Source organism: Anaeromassilibacillus sp. An250 (assembly GCF_002159845.1).
Taxonomy (GTDB): domain Bacteria; phylum Bacillota; class Clostridia; order Oscillospirales; family Acutalibacteraceae; genus Anaeromassilibacillus; species Anaeromassilibacillus stercoravium.
Genome location: NZ_NFJK01000001.1, coordinates 331,882 through 348,348, shown reverse-complemented (window position 1 = coordinate 348,348; position 16,467 = coordinate 331,882). Strand labels below are relative to the sequence as shown.

Here is a 16,467-nt window from a genome sequence, read left to right as displayed (position 1 = left end):
TCTTTATTCAGTTTTCAGTGTACTGGCAAAAGGTATACTGGCGAATGGTAAGTCGCGGAAGCGGCGAGGCCACAGGTCTGCACCATTAGCTCAGTTGGTAGAGCACCTGACTCTTAATCAGGGTGTCCCGGGTTCGAGTCCCTGATGGTGCACCAAAGAAGGTCAGAGAGGGGCCGGAACCCTCCGGCTCCTGAGCTGACGATATGGCCCGTTGGTCAAGCGGTTAAGACAGCGGCCTCTCACGCCGTTAACGTGGGTTCGATTCCCGCACGGGTCACCAAAAGCAAACAAGGAAAAATGAATATAGAGCTATTTACACAGGAATGTGATAAATAGAGTTGGTGTTGATGACGATGAGGGTCCACCCGTTCCCATCCCGAACACGGAAGTTAAGCTCATTAGTGCCGAAGATACTTGGCTGGTGACGGCCCGGGACAATAGGAAGACGCCAACACAAACATTCCTCCTTAGCTCAGCCGGTAGAGCATGCGGCTGTTAACCGCAGGGTCGTTGGTTCGAGTCCAACAGGGGGAGCCACTTGATGAAGGAACTACTTTTTGTAGTTCCTTTGGTTTATCCGGATATTTTCGTTGAAATGTGAATAGGGGCCATTAGCTCAGTTGGTTAGAGCAACCGGCTCATAACCGGTCGGTCCAAGGTTCGAGTCCTTGATGGCCCACCAACCCTTTCCGAATGTAGGACATTTTGGAAGGGTTTTTGTTTTTATCAATAGTTTTATATAGTTTATTTTGTATGGATGTAGAATGCCCTCCAGAGTTCTGGAGGGCATTTTTTAATGTCTTGATTGGAGGTTAAAATGATTCGTGATAATCATTAAAGAAGATGCCATTTTGTCACGATGATGAAGTGTTTACACACGGATTTCACAGAGTTCGGATACTGCACAGATCGTTTTTTCATATTCTCATCTCTCGTATACTTATTTATTATATAGGATTCTGTTGCGTTAGATTCAAAGAAAAGTGAAAAAGTTTTAATTCAAATTTTTTGATTCAGTAGAAATGAATTGTCTTTTATTAAAATATACTGAAAATTTAATGGATTATGGAACACTTTTGGAACACTTCCTCTGCTACAATAACAAAGGTACCAACAGGCTTTTGCCTGAAAACAAAGGAGGAGAAGAAAGGATGAAGAAAAAAGCATGGCGATCACTTTTGTCGCTACTTCTGGCATTCACAATGGTATGTTCCATTTGGACGCCTGCATTCGCAAAAAGTGAAGCCACGGAAGAGTGGGATCCTTCCGCAGAGTATGAGCTTCTTACTGTGTTGAAAGACGCAGGCATTGAAGTTTACTCTGGAAACACAAACCCGGGTGCAACCGTAGACCTCTGGTGGAATTACCACGATGACGCGTTGTACTGGAGATTGATTCCGGATAGCGATGGGGAATATTACCGGATTCAACCGAAAAACACCAATGCGACCGTTTTGATGCCAATTGATTCGGCGGCTGTGGAAGGCACAGAGCTGACGGTTGGAAACATCGACGACGCAGACGATTCCCAGTGGTGGAAGATTGTCCCTGCAGAGACAGAGGGCCAGTATAAACTGTTGAATAAGGCTTCGGAAGGAACCGCACCGGTTTATATTGCGCTGGAAGACGATGCGGTGGACGATGGGACCCCGGTTATCTTGTCCGATGGGACGACAGCCTCTAGTTACTGGAATATCAGTAAGGTTGAGGTAGCACCTCCGGAGCCGGTTGACCCGGTTGTAAATGTCTCCGCAGGTAAGACCCTCTTGAACGTGGGCGAAAGCACAACGCTTCAAGCAACCGCGTTGGACGAGTATGAAGAGAGCCTTGCGATCGACGAAATCACCAGCAGCAATCCGGATGTGGTGGAAGTTACGCAGGAAGGCAGCGAGTATACAATTACGGCGAAGGCCAATGGCGTTGCTTCGATCGTTGCTTCGGCGACTTTGAGCGATGGCAGCTCCGTAGAAGGCTATACGCCAATCATTGTAGGAACAGAACCAATAGATGGCGCGATCTATCAATTGACGGCGCCAACCTCCGAAGTTTCTGCTTTGTTTGCCTATGATGCGGCATATGGAGTGGCATCCTACGCCGCGTTGAATGGCGATTCCGTTGTTGTCTCGGCCTCTCCCACTGGCATTGTTACCAGCGAAGGGGACTTCCGCAGTGGCCTCGAATTTGTCGATGTCGAAGAGACCAGCGGGACGGAGGATTATGACCTCTTTGGCGCCAAAGTCAAGCATGTCAATGCTTCGTACAAGCAGATGACCTTTACCTTTGAAAAAGAAGGCGCGTCCTATGCCATCATCCTGCGAGTGTTTGACGATGGCGTAGCGTTCCGTTACAGCATCAATGGCGATGAAAGCACGGATCTGTCGATCTCTTCGGAGCATACGGGCGTTCGCCTGCCGGATGGCGCGTATACCTGGGCGATGAATTACAGCCAGTCCAACGAAGACGTAGAGATTGAGCATCCTTCGATTACGGAGCTCAATTATCGGTATTCGATGCCGTTGCTCTACAAGACAGAAGACGATGTATTTGCTTTGGTGAACGAGGCAGACCTGAATGGTACATATTGCGGTGCACAGATGACCGGCGATGGTACCGGCCTCTTGCGCATTGTCTTTACCCCGGAGCAGACGGACGATGTGGAAACCACGCTGCCGTTTGCAAGCCCGTGGCGCTATGTCGTGATCGGCGACTTGCAGACGATTACCAACAATACTTTGGCTGAATCCCTTTCTCCGGAAAGCAAGGTAGAAGATACCAGCTGGATCGAGGCGGGTACAGTTGACTGGACGTGGTTGAACGGCGATCTTCGCCACGATCAGTTGCCGGATGGCGTTACCTTCGAAACTGCCGGCTTGGAGTATTATAAAAAGTATGTTGATTTTGCCGTGGAAATGGGCTGGAAGTATCAGCTTTTGGACGAAGGCTGGCAGCCGCGCGGCAATACAGCGGCCGGTGAACATGAGTACGAAGGTTACTACGATTGGATGCCGGAGCTGATCGACTATGCCGCTGAAAAGGGTGTCGGGCTGATTGTCTGGGCAAGAAAGGCAAACCTGACCGATGATGCATACCGGCAGAAGATGTTTAAAGAATGGGCCGATATGGGCATCAAGGGCATTAAGCCGGACTTCTTTGATTCCCAGGATCAGGAAACCATCCAGCTCATCGAAAAGATGATGGAAGAAACGGCAGAATATCATCTGCTCATCAACGTCCACGGTGCGGGCAAGCCGACCGGCGAACGCCGTACTTGGCCGCACGCGATCGCACGTGAGGCGGTCCGCGGTGCAGAAGCCTATGCGGTGGACAATATCGATACCTGGGGCGCCATTATGAATGCCCATCACAATTGTTCGCTGCCGTTTGTACGCGGCGCGGTAGGCCCGATGGACTATACCCCCATGGTCTCTTACGGTGCAAACGACAACCTGACGAACCACAATCCAGGCCGCTTCACGGTCGCGCACATGACGGCGCTGCCGGTAATTTATGAGTGCGGCTTGCAGTGCTTGGCCGATAAGCCGGATGTCTATCGTGCACATCCCGGTTATGAGCATTACTTCAAGAATATGCCGTCCGAATGGGACGAGGGAATCTTGATCGACGGGTATCCGGGCGATTATGTCAATATGGCCCGTAGAAACGGTGACGAGTGGTATCAGGGTATCATCTGCGATGGAAAGCTGGATGCAACCTTCCCGCTCGATTTCCTGGGCGACGGCGAATACGTTGCTTACATCTACAAGGATTCCCCAGAAGTTCTGGAGGCAGGCCCCGCTGCCTATGACCAGTTTGGCCGCCACAATCAGGACGGAAGCAACCTGGTGGTCGATGAAGAAACGGTCAACAGCAGCATTGTAGAGGAAATCAAGGTCGTCACCAAGGACGATACGCTGACGATTCCGTTGGCAGAGACCGGCGGCGCAGCCATCCACTATGTCCCGAAGGACAAGGTGCAGGAAGAAGCTCCGGCCATCACCGAGGCAAAGTTGATCACGGACCGCCTGATCGAATTGGATTGGAATCAGGACGTGACGGGCGCCGATGAAAAGGCTAGCTTCCAGGTCATGGTGAATGGACAGGAAGCAGAGCTCAACGACTATGGCTACAATGCCGGCAATGGAGCGCTGTATTTCGATCAGATGACCACTTTGGAGCTGAAAGACGTTCCTGCAGAAGATGCACAGATCACCGTTCAGGTGGTTGGCAATGTGACGAACGAACTGAATGAAGCTGCGGATACCGAAGAGGTCTATACAGTCGAAGTGGCCCCGTTCTATACGCAGTTTGTCCAGGCGGATTGCGGCATCACCGTGAAGTCCAGCGATGCAGTGGAGCCTTCCACGTTGCAGGCTGCGGCGGACATGGTGGATGTCATGCTCTCCGAACGCTCGGATGTTGCGGAGAAGATGATTGAGAATGGCGCAGAACTGGCTGTGTATGGCCAGGGCGAAAGCGCCTATAGCATCCCGGAACATCGTGCGACGTATGATCCGGATATGTATTATGTAGAAGGTTACGGCGGGATGGTTGGCAATCCGGTTGCCAGCATCTATGATGCAAATGTCCTCCGTCTTCTGCGGCAGGATTCTCCGAATCATTATACCAGCTATGAAAATGAATCCGTATTGGTTCACGAGTTTGGCCACTCCGTCCATCTGCTCGGCGTGGATTCGATCCCGGAACTGAAAGAGGAATTTGATGCGGTTTATGCCTCTGCACAGGCGAAGAACCTTTGGCCGAACAGCTACGCGATTTCGAACAGGGAAGAGTATTTCGCAACATGCACGGCGATCTGGTTCAATGCGATGTCCGAATCGAACGACGGCTCTTGGGACGGCGTGCGCGGCCCGGTCAATACCCGCGAGGAACTCCAAGCATACGACGTCGATATGTATAACTTCCTTGCGAAGATTTATCCGGAGACCGAAGCGGTTTCGGAAGCTTGGGCGAATGTTCCCGATAACTTCCATCCGAGTGATGAACCGCAGCAGCCGACCTGGAACACAGAATCGGACTATAAGATCAAGACCGTGTTGAACGGCAGCTGCATGGAATCCAACAGCAACAATTCCAGTGCAGGCGCGATCATCGACCTGTGGTGGGATTTCGATGGCGAAGCAGAGTACTGGCGTTTGATCCCGGACAGCAACAATGAATACTATATGATTCAGTTGCAATCTGCAACTTCCACCGTATTGATGCCGACCGGTTCCAATGTCGCGGAAGGTGTTGCATTGACCCTCGGCGCTACGGACACGGCAAACGATGCACAGTGGTGGGAGATTGTCCCGGCAGAGCAAGCGGGACAGTATCGCCTGATGAATAAGGCTTCCGAGGCGTCCCCGCTCTATATTGCATTGGAAAACGATGCAACAATGGATGGCACGTTGGTCATTTTGGCGACCGACGCAGCGCCCTCTAGTGTATGGACGATCGAAGAGCAGATCCGAAACGAGAACTACCATGAGGCGGACCCGGACGCCATCTATCTGAGTGATCTGGAATGGATCAATGCGGTAGACAGCTGGTTCCTGGTTCGCAAGGATCAGACAGTGGACCAGACGGAGATCTCCTGGAATGAAAACGGCGAAACCGTTATCTATGAAAAGGGCATCGGTACCTTTGCACCGTCCCAGGTGACCTTTGACATCACCGGCCTGCATGCAGAAACCTTTAAGGCGATCGGCTGCTTCCCAGCGGGTAGAGGTAGTTGCGAATTTATCGTTCTGGCGGACGGAGAGCCGATCCTCACAAAGATACTCTCGTACGATGGAAACCAGATTACGCCGGACAACGGCGCTTTGGAAGTGGCCATTCCGGAAGGGACAAAGATTTTGACCCTGTATGCAAACGGCGGCAGCAGCACGACTTGGGCAGATGCCCGTCTCTACTGCGACGAGGAAGCGCAGGAGGATTTGGCCCGCGTCACAGCGAGAACCGAAGAGACCTGGATGCAGGTGGGCGAAACCTCCGCGATCAACGTGACCGGTTATACCGGCCGGGTCGGTTGGAGCGGCCTGCAGAACATCAAGGCAGACCTGACAAATGCAACCATCACCTACAGCAGCAGCGATGAATCCATTGTCAGAGTAGAGAATGGTGCGATTGTAGCAGTGGCTGACGGTACTGCGACGATCACCTGCAATGTGGAACTGGACGGCGTAACGCAGTCCACGACCCTGGATGTCATCGTTGGAAACGGCACGGAAGATTCTTGGACCGCTGTTTCCCCGGATGGTTCCATTAAGACCCTGTTTACCCTGCGCGACGATGGTTCCGTCGTATTTGCAACCTCCAGAGATGGCAACACCGTGATCGGTGCTTCTCCCACCGGATTGGTTACCAATCTGGGCGATTTCCGCACAGGTTTGACCTTTGTGGACTCCAAGACCGAGATCGTGACGGATTCCTATGATCTGATCGGCGCGAAGAAGAGCCATGTCGATGCAACCGGCACAGAGCTCACAATGAGCTTTGAAAAGGACGGCGTCACCTATCGCATTGTCAGCCGCGTCTATGACGATGGCATGGCATTCCAGTATCAGATCGAAGGACAGGAAGGCGAGGAGCTGACGATCTCTTCGGAGGCGACCGGATTCCTGATGCCGGACGGCTCCATCGCACAGACGATGGACTTCAATAAGGCAAACGAGGAACGCTACTATCAGAAGGAGATCGAAGAGCTGGAAGGCGGCTATTGCATGCCATTGCTCTATGAGACCGAGAACGGCGATTGGGCGCTCTTGTCCGAAGCAGCGCTTACCCCGCAGTACAGCGGCGGACAGATCGTGGGCCATGATTCCGGTATGTTGGACGTCGTGTTCTCGCCGGAGCAGTTCAGCGACATCGTCACCACCGCACCGTTTGTATCCCCATGGCGCTTTATGGTCATCGGCGATCCGGCGGACATTGCGGAGAACACGTTGGCAGAAACCTTGAACCCCGATTGCGCAATCGAAGACACCAGCTGGATTGTTCCGAGCCCGGTTGACTGGACCTGGTTGAACGGCGATCTCCGCCACGACAATCTGCCGGAAGGCACTACGTGGGAAGAGACTGCACCGGAGCTGTATAAGCAGTACATCGATTTCGCGGTTGAGATGGGCTGGAAATACCAGCTTCTGGATGAAGGCTGGCAGCCGCGCGTGTACAACCGCGGCAACGACCTGTACGACGGTTACTATGACTGGATGCAGGAAGTCCTGGATTATGCAGAAGAGAAGGGGATTGGCCTGATTGTTTGGGCGAACAAGCGCGATCTGGATACGCCGGAAGAGCGCGAGCGCATCAAGGAATGGGCTGACATGGGCATCAAGGGCATTAAGCCGGACTTCTTTGATTCGCAGAGCCAGGAAATCATCCAGCTGTTGGATATCCTGACCAAGGAAGCAGCAGAGAACCATCTGCTCATCAATATCCACGGCGCTGGCAAGACGACCGGCGAAAGAAGGACCTATCCGAATGCAATCTGCCGCGAGGCTGTTTCCGGCGGTGAGAGCTGTTGGAATGACGCATACTTCGATTGTATGCTTCCGTTCACCCGCTTTGCAGTGGGCGGTGCGGACTTCACCCCGATGGCCTCCTATGGCAACACCTTCGGCAACAAGACCGTAACCCAGGCGCACCTGGTGGCAGAAACCATCATGTTTGAGTGCGGCATCCAGACAATGGCCGATAAGCCGGCTGTCTATCGTGCGCATGTGGCATATGAAAACCTCTTTAAGAATATCCCAACCTCTTGGGAAGACAGCATCCTGTTGGACGGCGACCCGGGCCATTATGTCAATATGGCGCGTACTACAGGCGATGATTGGTATGTAAGCCTTTTGGCAAACGAAGCCCGCACTGCGGCGTTCAACCTGGACTTCCTGGATGACGGCGCGACGTATACCGCATACATCTTCCGCGACAGCGATGACCCGATGAACGACGATACCTCCAAGGCGATCATCACCGAGACGATGACCGTTACAAAGGGCCAGGCGATGTCGATTGACCTGAAGGAGACCGGCGGTGCAGTTGTAAAGCTGGTGAAGACGGCAGATTGGAACGAGCTGAATGCGGCGCTGACAGAGGCAAAGAGCTTGAATTCCAGCAATTACACAGCGGCAAGTTGGAGTGCAGTCGAAGCAGCCATTACAGCAGCAGAGCAGCTTCCGGAAACTGCAGACCAGGCAACCATCGATGCAGCAACGAAGGCGATTAAAGATGCCATTGTAAACCTGGCCAGAAGACCCAGCAACAGTGGCTCCAGCGGTTCCAGTTCGTCGAACAGTGGGAATCCGATGGGTTCTGATGGCGTTGTAGTGGCTGTTGGTACAGGTGCAGCAACTGCTCAGCCCAGAGTGATTTCCGATACAACGATTGATTTCACAGTCAAGAGCGGCAGCGCATACTGTTTCAAGATGACTGTTGTAAATGGCAATAACTTGATGCCGAGCTTTACAGTGGGCAATGGCAATGTACTGAAGACGCAGTTTGTAGCCCAGATCGGAAACGATTACTACTTCCGCGTATGGGCGATTGGCACACCTGGCCAGAGCACAGGCGTTTACACGACCTTGCCGGGCCAGAGCGCCGTCAAGCACTGCACGGTGACGATTGGCTGATTGCTTCCGTAAGATGTTCCTTTGTGGAGCAGAAAGAGAAACCTATTGTGATTTGCTTCCGTAGGGAATGCCGTAGGCGCGAAAAGGCACTGTGTGCCCGCGAAAGACGCCGCGCGTCCGATGAAGCATTGTAATTACCATCCATTCAGCAAATTTAAGGGGCAATCCTGCGGAACATCTTCCGCAGGAAGCCTCTGTCCATTCAGTCAAATAGCAAAACATTTCCCAGTAAAAATGCCTCCTGCCACAGGATTCACTGAGGCAGGAGGCGTTTTTCTTTTGTTGTATAAGATTTTATTTAGGTTGAAAAATCTGCATAGATGTATTGGTATTCCGTATTGATATAATACGTTTGGAAATTTGTAAGCTTTGGATTCTTTAATAGCGCGCTTTGCCGTATTTGCAGGGGAATTAACGCCCCGTCTTCCAGCAAAATGGTTTCCGCCTGCGCCAGGAGGCTCATGCGGCTTTGGGCGTCCATTTGGCTATTGGCTGTTTGAAAGCATTCGTCATATTCTTCGCTCTTATAACTGGCATAGTTATAAGAAGAATCCGATGTCCACAGTTCCAGGTAAGTAGCGGGGTCTGCATATTCCGGAATCCAGCCGGATAGGGACATTTGAAAGTTGTGGGTCTCTTCTAAATCCATATGGGTTTGATAAGGGACTGAGAAAACGTTTATATAAATTCCTAAAACAGATTCCAGTTGTTCTTTGATGATATTCGCTTCCGTTCGGGCCCAATAATCATCCGAAACCAAAAGCTCTAAGCGGATGTCCGACGCTTCTTTAAGCCCCAAGTTTTGAAGGGCGGCATTTAAATAGTCGGTTGCCTTTTGCGCGTCTCCATTGAGAGGGAACGCTTCCAGTGGATATTCTTCACCAAAAGTTTTGTGAGTCCCGGGAAGGATCGGCAGCACATAGCGAGAAATGGCAGTCACATCCTCCGACCCCAAAGCATCCACATAGGCATTCCGGTCAAGTGCATAATTTAATGCCAAACGTAAATTTTTATTGCTGAGCGGACAACTGCCATCCATGTTTAACCGTATAAAATCATTCGCACCATTATAATAGTATTGGATATAAGGGGAGAATGATTCTGGGACATTGGTTGTGCTTGTGGGTAAGACGTCCAGTTCACCATTAAAAAACATGTCGAGCAATTTTGTCCCATTGGTCGATATAATAATGGACACCTGGTCTAGTGGGATGTTATCTGCATCCCAGTAGTTTGGATTTTTTTCCAGAACAATCGAATCATTATGGTTCCATTCTTTCAGCATAAACGGGCCGTTGGAAAGCGTTATATCCACCATAGCAGGATCGCTTTGTGCAGGGATTGGGCTAAAAGTTGGCAAGGTCAATAATTGCAGGAAGTAGGGGGTTGGATTTTCCAGAACAAATTTTAAAATTTTGTCATTGGTCGCTTGAACTCCCAAAGTATCTATCGAAAGCTCTTTCCGGTGGATTTTCGCAGCATTTTTGATTGGGTACGCCATAAAGGGACGGCTGGAATCTTCTTCCGTCAGCATCCGTTGAATGGCATAGACAAAGTCTTGTGCACGCACGGGCGTCCCATCGCTATAACATGCATCTCGCAAATAAAAGGTATAGACCAGCCCGTCTGTTGAGATTTCGTAAGAGTTGGCAATCCCATAGAGAAGTTGGTCGCCGTAAGAACGCATCAATCCTTCGTATATATGATAGGCAATGGTTGCTTCAGGAGAGGCATCTACTTTTTGTGGGTCTAATGTGTTGGGCTCTTGAGCCAACGCATACCGCAAGATTTTTGGATGTGTATGATTTTTCGGAGAGGGTTGCGGCGTGCTGCAAGCGGTGAAGCCAACCATAAGGCATATAAGAAGAAAATATATTTTCACCTTTTTCACACATATCACCTGGAATGTATCATAGAAATTTGTATATTTTTTAGCATAGCATAAACGTTTTCTATATACAAGGCACCTACAAGATATAAAAATAAAATTTTGATGGATTTCTCATAGCATGATTTTTCAAAGGAAAATTCATGCGCATGAACTACGTTAGACTAAAATGGGAAGTTCCATTTGAGAAGAGGCACTTGCATGAAAGCTTTGCGAAAAGAAAACAAAAAATATATCTGGGCGGCTTGTCTGTGCTTTATGATAATAGGATTGGTCATCTTTATGGGGATTTGGCAGCCGCTGCATGATCCAGAAATCTCCCGCTTGGAAAACAGTACAGTGGACCTGCAAGGAATTGACTTTGATACGGGGAAACCCATTATATTAAAGGGCGAATGGGAATTTTTTTGGCAAAAATTGTTGGTTACAGATCATTTAAAAGATCAGGAACCGGATGCATTGGTTCAGGTGCCATCTTATTGGACACAGCTGGAACAGGATGGACAGGCCCTGCCCAATGAAGGATATGCCAGTTACCGCATACGGCTTGTCAATTGCCCACCAGAGGCTGACGTGCTTGTAGTGGTCCCCAATCTTCCTTCCGCATACCGGATATTTTTGAATGGGCAGCCGGTTTCTGGAAGCGGGACGGTTTTGAAAAATCCGGAAAACACGGAAGTATTCCCGAGTTATATTGAAATGAACACCTTGCCGCTGCGCTCTTCAGAATGCGAATTGGTCATTGAAGTATCCAGCCATGTTTATCCAGGCCTATGCCTGACGCCCATCTTGATCGACCGCTCTACATACGAACAGGCGGCGGAGCGGGATATCATTTTTAGTTCGCTGCTGTTGGGCATTGCGATTGTGTTTATTATTTTCTATGCAATGGATCGTATGCTGAAACCTAAAAGTGGGTATTCAGTCACCATCCTTTTGGTGATGATTTTATTTTTGCTAAAAAGCTTTTACAGGGGGCCGATCTTTTCTGCGTTTTGCTTTTGGTCACCGATTCCTTATGATTATATGCTTTTCCCCTTCCATGCTGCGGGCGTGGCAGCCTGGGGAATTCTCCTATGTGCGAATCCAAAGCCTTCTGGGGTTCCAAGAAGCAAGAAGAGGATTGTTTGTGTAAACCTATTGGTTCTGGGAGCCTATGCAATCGCTGTAGGGATTGGATTGGCCTTCCACATTACCTGGTGGTGGGCCCTGGTTGATATCCTTCTTGCCCCCATCCTTTTTGTGGGAATGGTAAAACCGATCCTTCAAGATGAACATGCACCAAGTCCTTATTTTTTCCCTTATTACCTCGGATGCCTTTGCGTCTATGCCGGATGCCTTCTGGGGGATATGGCGCTTGGAGGGCTTTTCCCCTTTGACGACAGCTTTGCCTTCCAGATCGGGCTGGTGTGTTTGACCATTGCTATCAAATATGTGGATGGAAAGCGTCTGAATGCAATCCAAAATGAGGCGTTGAAAGTTGCAGAAATGCGCGCTGAGTTGCAACAGGCCCAGACCAATTTGGCCTTGCACCAGATACAACCACATTTCTTATACAATGCGCTGTTGGCTATTAAAGTGCTTTGCCGGAAAGACCCGGAGAAAGCAGAGAAAGCGGTGTACGATTTTTCCACCTACCTGCGCGGAAATATGGATTCGATTGAAAGCACGGAGCCCATCCTGTTTGAAGAGGAATTGCAAAATATCCGCGCTTATTTAAACATTGAACAGATGCGGTTTGGCGAACGTCTTCATGTGATTTTAGACATTCGGTGCCGGAATTTTATGGTGCCGCCTTTGACGGTACAACCCCTCGTAGAGAATGCTGTGCGGCATGGCATCTGTAAAAAGATTGAGGGAGGGACCGTATCTCTGTGTTCCTACCAAAAAGATGGCTTTGTCTGGATCGAGATTTTAGATGATGGGGTGGGATTTGACGTTGAGCAATTGCAATCCTCTTCTTTTGGTGGAGTTGGGATAAAAAACCTTCGTTACCGTTTAGAGACCTTGCTGAAGGCAAAGCTTGAGATCCAGAGCGAGGTTGGGAAGGGGACTAAACAGGTGATTCAAATTCCAGAACAGGAGGCGCAGCTCTTTGATGAAGACGATGATCGTTGATGATGAGCCGCTTGCAGTAGAAGAATTGGCAGATACTTGCGAACAAATCGAAGATGTGCAGATTGTAGGACGCTTTTTGCATGCCGCAGAAGCTTTAAAATATGCGGAAGGGCATCCCGTTGATTTAGCATTCTTGGACATTGAAATGCCGGGAATTCGGGGGTTGGATCTGGCACACCAGCTTCATGCAATCAATGAACGCATTGCGGTTGTATTTGTGACAGGCTATAAACAGTATGCCTTGGACGCTTTTAATGAAGATGCGTATGGCTATATTTTAAAGCCGTTTGAACAGCAGTCTGTGCGCAAAGTTATCGACAAAGTGCGCCGGGTCGTAGGGCCAACAGAAGGGAAAAAAGCCTTTATAAGGACCTTTGGCCGGTTTGGATTGTTTGTCGATGACAAGCCTGTAGATTTCAAAAGTAGCAAGGCCAAAGAACTCCTAGCCCTGCTCATCAGTCAAGACGGCGCGCTGGTTGATATGGATTCAATCATTGGGACCCTATGGGAAGATGAGCAGTATGATAGCAAAGTCAAGGCAAAGTATCGAAAGGCTTGCATGTATTTGCGCCAAGCATTGGAAAAGGTTGGCCTTGGTGACGCGCTCATATCCGTCCGCGGGAAGTTGGGAATCAATTGCGAGCGCTTCGATTGCGATTATTTTCGATTGCTTGCCGGCGATGTACAGGCAGCGGCTTCGTTTGCAGGGGCATTTCTGTTCGAATACTCTTGGGCAGAAGAGATGTTGCCCAATGTGCAGCGAATGGCAGAAATGGTTTTAGCCAGAAAGCAATCTTAAGTATAGTGTGAAAGCCTTTTGTACCCGTTTCTAAGCGATGTGTATAGTAGGGAGGACGATATGCAGACAGGCCGCTTGTTTTCCATCCTATATTTGTTGATGGAACATGGGAACATGACTGCCAAACAACTTGCGGAGCGGTTTGAGGTGTCGCCCCGCACAATTTACCGTGACATTGATCTCCTGTCCGGGGCGGGAATACCAATCTATGCCAGCAAGGGAAAGGGCGGCGGAATCCAGCTCTTATCCCACTTCGTTCTGGACCGTTCGTTGCTTTCTTCCGAAGAGCAGGATGAAATTCTATTTGCCTTGCAAAGCCTACGGGCGGCCAACATGCAGGGGACACAAGTGCTGTCCCGCTTACATGGGCTTTTTCAGAAGCGTGTAACGGATTGGATAGATGTAGACTTTTCCAGTTGGAATGGCGCCTCAGCGGAGCGGGAGATTTTCGGTATTCTCAAAACAGGGATCTTGGAACAATATGTGTTGGAATTTTCCTATTCCAATACTTTGGGGGAGACCGCCCGGCGCTGTGTGGAACCGATGAAATTGCACTTCCGCAACAGCAGTTGGTATTTGCAGGCTTATTGCCGCACCAGACAGGATTACCGCACCTTTAAAATATCCCGGATGCAGCATGTCTGCCTGACCGGTCAGCGCTTTACCCGCGACCAGCATTCATTGCCGGAAATGGAGCTTCCATCCTATGCATCGGGCCATACCGTCCCATTGGTTTTGCAGATTTCCGCAAAGATGGCCTACCGGGTTTATGATGAGTTCCCAGTGGATTGCATCCGGCGGAGGCAGGATGGGACTTTCGTTGTATCCATAGAATATCCGGACGATCCCTGGCTCTGCGGCTATTTATTGTCCTTTGGAGATGCCATGAAGATCCTTTCCCCGCCGGAAATACAGAACCGGATTGCCTGTTTTGCCCATAATATAGCGGACCTTTATGAAAAATAGGGAGGCTTTGTATTTTAATATGACATGCTCTTGTCCTATTTTGTGGTTTATACTGAGGAAACAAAAACGGGAGATCCCCGGGAAAGAAGGAACAGGTATGAACTATGAAATCGTAACATTGCAGAAAAAAAGAATCGCCGGCGTCTCTGTACGTACGAGCAACGCCAGCCCGGACATGCAGCAGAAGATCGGCGAACTTTGGACGCGTTATTTTCGGGAGATCAATGGAAGACTGGCGGGGGGCAAGGGACAAGCTGCCTACGGCCTATATACCAATTACGAAAATGGCGCACAAGGCGATTATGATGCTTTCGTCGGCTGTGAAGTGGATGGTGACCCGGCGCCACAGGAGGGAATCCGGTATGTGACGATCCCAGCCGGTTCCTATGCAAAATTTCAGTTTCATGGCGATGTAACAAAGGATATGGGGATATTTTGGAAACAGGTTTGGCAGGAAAATCTCCCGCGCAAGTTTACTTGTGATTTTGAAGAATATTCTATCGGGATGGGGAATGGCCAACCTACGGATGTGGCGATCTATGTAGCGCTGGCCGACTTTTGTCAGAGCTGCGGTATGCCAATGACAGAAGCTTCCCAGTATGGGACGAATGCGGATGGGACAAGAAATACCGATTATTGCCGTTATTGCTACCAAAATGGCGCTTTTCTAGCGGATTGTACGATGGAACAGATGGTGGATTTTTGTTTGGACGTGGAAAAGGATTCTGGTAGGTATACGGACCGTGCAGAAGCGAAAAGAGCGATGCTGTCTTGGTTCCCGGAACTAAAGAGGTGGAAAGAGAAATAAGGGATTGCGCTTTTCACAGCGGTTGTGGTAAGATGGGAAAAAATATGAAAGGGGCCGGAATGATGAAATCTTATCGGAAAGAGCTGTGGTTCCATGTGCCGGCGCGCAGGGGCTTGGTCAATATCACACCGCAGGTGGAAGAAGCGCTGCGTGAGAGCGGAATTAAAGAGGGGCTGGTTCTGGTAAACGCCATGAATATCACTGCCAGTGTGTTTATCAATGATGATGAGGCAGGACTGCACCATGATTATGAAGTGTGGCTGGAAAAGCTCGCGCCGGAAAAGCCGTATGACCAATATCATCACAATGGGTTTGAAGACAATGCCGACGCCCATCTAAAAAGGACGATTATGGGGCGTGAAGTGGTGGTAGCTGTGACAAACGGCCGGCTGGACTTTGGCACATGGGAGCAGATCTTCTACTTTGAATTCGATGGAAAGCGGGATAAACACGCTTTGATCAAAATCATCGGAGAATAATCTTGTGTGGGGCCGGTTCAGGAGCATCTGGGCCGGCCTGCTTACTTTATAGAGTACAGACCAATACCAGACGGATGTTGTGCCTTTTCATCCGTAGGTGCGTATCCTTCCGGAAAAGGGGGAAAGGGCATGCCAAAGCTATATTTTAAGTATGGGGCCATGAACAGCTCTAAATCGGCAAACGCTTTGATGGTGAAATTCAATTATGAAGAGCAGGGATACCGTGTTGCGCTGTTAAAGCCCAGCATTGATGATCGTGACGGAACAGAGGTAGTAAAATCGCGCATTGGGTTGGAGCAACGGTGTTATGTGATTGATGAGGACATGAACCTGCTGGACTGGTACGATGCACACCGGGAATACCAGGTGCTGATCGTTGACGAAGCGCAGTTCCTTACACCAGAACAGGTGGAACAACTCAAGGACCTGGCGGTGGATGAAATTCCCGTGTTGTGCTTTGGATTGAAGACAGACTTTCAGACGAAGATGTTTCCTGCGAGCAAGCGCCTGTTTGAATTAGCGGATTCCCTTTCGGAGATCAAATCGGTGTGCCGTTGCGGCAGGAAGGCAGAAGTGAACGCCCGTATCCACGACGGGGCCATCATCAAGGAAGGCAAACAGATTTTGATCGGAGGCAACGAGCGTTATGTAGGGATGTGTTACAAGTGTTGGAGGGACAACCGGTTTTCTGGCCTTTCCCATTCAGCGCATACAGGAACAGAGAAAACAGCCTTAAAGTGATGGTGGCAACCATTCTTTAAGGCTGTTTTTAATGGATG

Annotated in this window: 8 protein-coding genes, 4 tRNA genes and 1 rRNA gene; 12 read left to right on the top strand and 1 reads right to left on the bottom strand. The window is 49.8% G+C overall.

The features are described 5' to 3' along the window. Nucleotides 1-79: 79 nt before the first annotated feature. From B5F54_RS01660 to B5F54_RS01635, 6 genes are all read left to right on the top strand, one after another. Nucleotides 80-155 (top strand) — tRNA-Lys (locus tag B5F54_RS01660). A gap of 50 nt (nucleotides 156-205) precedes the next feature. Beyond that, nucleotides 206-280, top strand: a tRNA-Glu gene (locus tag B5F54_RS01655). Nucleotides 281-337: 57 nt separating this feature from the next. Then, nucleotides 338-454, top strand: a 5S ribosomal RNA gene (gene rrf / locus B5F54_RS01650). A gap of 7 nt (nucleotides 455-461) precedes the next feature. Continuing rightward, nucleotides 462-537: transfer RNA gene (locus B5F54_RS01645), tRNA-Asn, on the top strand. A 68-nt stretch (nucleotides 538-605) separates the two neighbouring features. Further along, nucleotides 606-682 (top strand) — tRNA-Ile (locus tag B5F54_RS01640). 469 nt (nucleotides 683-1,151) lie between these two features. After that, nucleotides 1,152-8,630 carry a glycoside hydrolase family 97 catalytic domain-containing protein gene (locus B5F54_RS01635; RefSeq protein ID WP_172749499.1) on the top strand — a complete coding sequence of 2,493 codons (7,479 nt, stop codon included), beginning with the start codon at nucleotides 1,152-1,154 and terminating at the stop codon, nucleotides 8,628-8,630. 298 nt (nucleotides 8,631-8,928) lie between these two features. On the opposite strand, the gene B5F54_RS01630 is transcribed toward B5F54_RS01635, so the two are convergent. Continuing rightward, complete coding sequence (locus tag B5F54_RS01630; RefSeq protein WP_140400303.1) at nucleotides 8,929-10,521, bottom strand: peptide ABC transporter substrate-binding protein; 1,593 nt, start codon at nucleotides 10,519-10,521, stop codon at nucleotides 8,929-8,931. Nucleotides 10,522-10,776: 255 nt separating this feature from the next. Between B5F54_RS01630 and B5F54_RS01625 the strand changes: the two genes are divergently transcribed. From B5F54_RS01625 to B5F54_RS01600, 6 genes are all read left to right on the top strand, one after another. After that, a complete protein-coding gene (locus B5F54_RS01625) occupies nucleotides 10,777-12,636 on the top strand; it encodes a sensor histidine kinase (protein ID WP_172749498.1) in 1,860 nt (619 codons plus the stop codon). Beyond that, a complete protein-coding gene (locus tag B5F54_RS01620) occupies nucleotides 12,617-13,435 on the top strand; it encodes a response regulator (protein ID WP_087229522.1) in 819 nt (272 codons plus the stop codon). Before B5F54_RS01625 ends, B5F54_RS01620 begins: the two co-directional genes overlap by 20 nt. A gap of 60 nt (nucleotides 13,436-13,495) precedes the next feature. Next, complete coding sequence (locus B5F54_RS01615; protein ID WP_087229519.1) at nucleotides 13,496-14,401, top strand: helix-turn-helix transcriptional regulator; 906 nt, start codon at nucleotides 13,496-13,498, stop codon at nucleotides 14,399-14,401. Nucleotides 14,402-14,498: 97 nt separating this feature from the next. Further along, the gene (locus B5F54_RS17985) at nucleotides 14,499-15,209 is read left to right on the top strand and encodes a zinc ribbon domain-containing protein (RefSeq protein WP_237966390.1); all 711 of its coding nucleotides are present in this window, start codon (nucleotides 14,499-14,501) and stop codon (nucleotides 15,207-15,209) included. Nucleotides 15,210-15,271: 62 nt separating this feature from the next. Further along, nucleotides 15,272-15,688, top strand: coding sequence for a secondary thiamine-phosphate synthase enzyme YjbQ (locus tag B5F54_RS01605; RefSeq protein ID WP_087229609.1), 417 nt, complete (start codon nucleotides 15,272-15,274; stop codon nucleotides 15,686-15,688). A gap of 129 nt (nucleotides 15,689-15,817) precedes the next feature. Next, complete coding sequence (locus B5F54_RS01600) at nucleotides 15,818-16,429, top strand: thymidine kinase (protein WP_087229516.1); 612 nt, start codon at nucleotides 15,818-15,820, stop codon at nucleotides 16,427-16,429. Nucleotides 16,430-16,467 lie beyond the last annotated feature (38 nt).

Excerpts from the sequence above, each read along its gene's own strand:
- B5F54_RS01635 (WP_172749499.1), top strand. The coding sequence starts at position 1,152 with ATGAAGAAAAAAGCATGGCGATCACTTTTGTCGCTACTTCTGGCATTC.
- B5F54_RS01625 (WP_172749498.1), top strand. The coding sequence starts at position 10,777 with ATGATAATAGGATTGGTCATCTTTATGGGGATTTGGCAGCCGCTGCAT.
- B5F54_RS01620 (WP_087229522.1), top strand. The coding sequence starts at position 12,617 with ATGAAGACGATGATCGTTGATGATGAGCCGCTTGCAGTAGAAGAATTG.
- B5F54_RS01615 (WP_087229519.1), top strand. The coding sequence starts at position 13,496 with ATGCAGACAGGCCGCTTGTTTTCCATCCTATATTTGTTGATGGAACAT.
- B5F54_RS17985 (WP_237966390.1), top strand. The coding sequence starts at position 14,499 with ATGAACTATGAAATCGTAACATTGCAGAAAAAAAGAATCGCCGGCGTC.
- B5F54_RS01605 (WP_087229609.1), top strand. The coding sequence starts at position 15,272 with ATGAAATCTTATCGGAAAGAGCTGTGGTTCCATGTGCCGGCGCGCAGG.
- B5F54_RS01600 (WP_087229516.1), top strand. The coding sequence starts at position 15,818 with ATGCCAAAGCTATATTTTAAGTATGGGGCCATGAACAGCTCTAAATCG.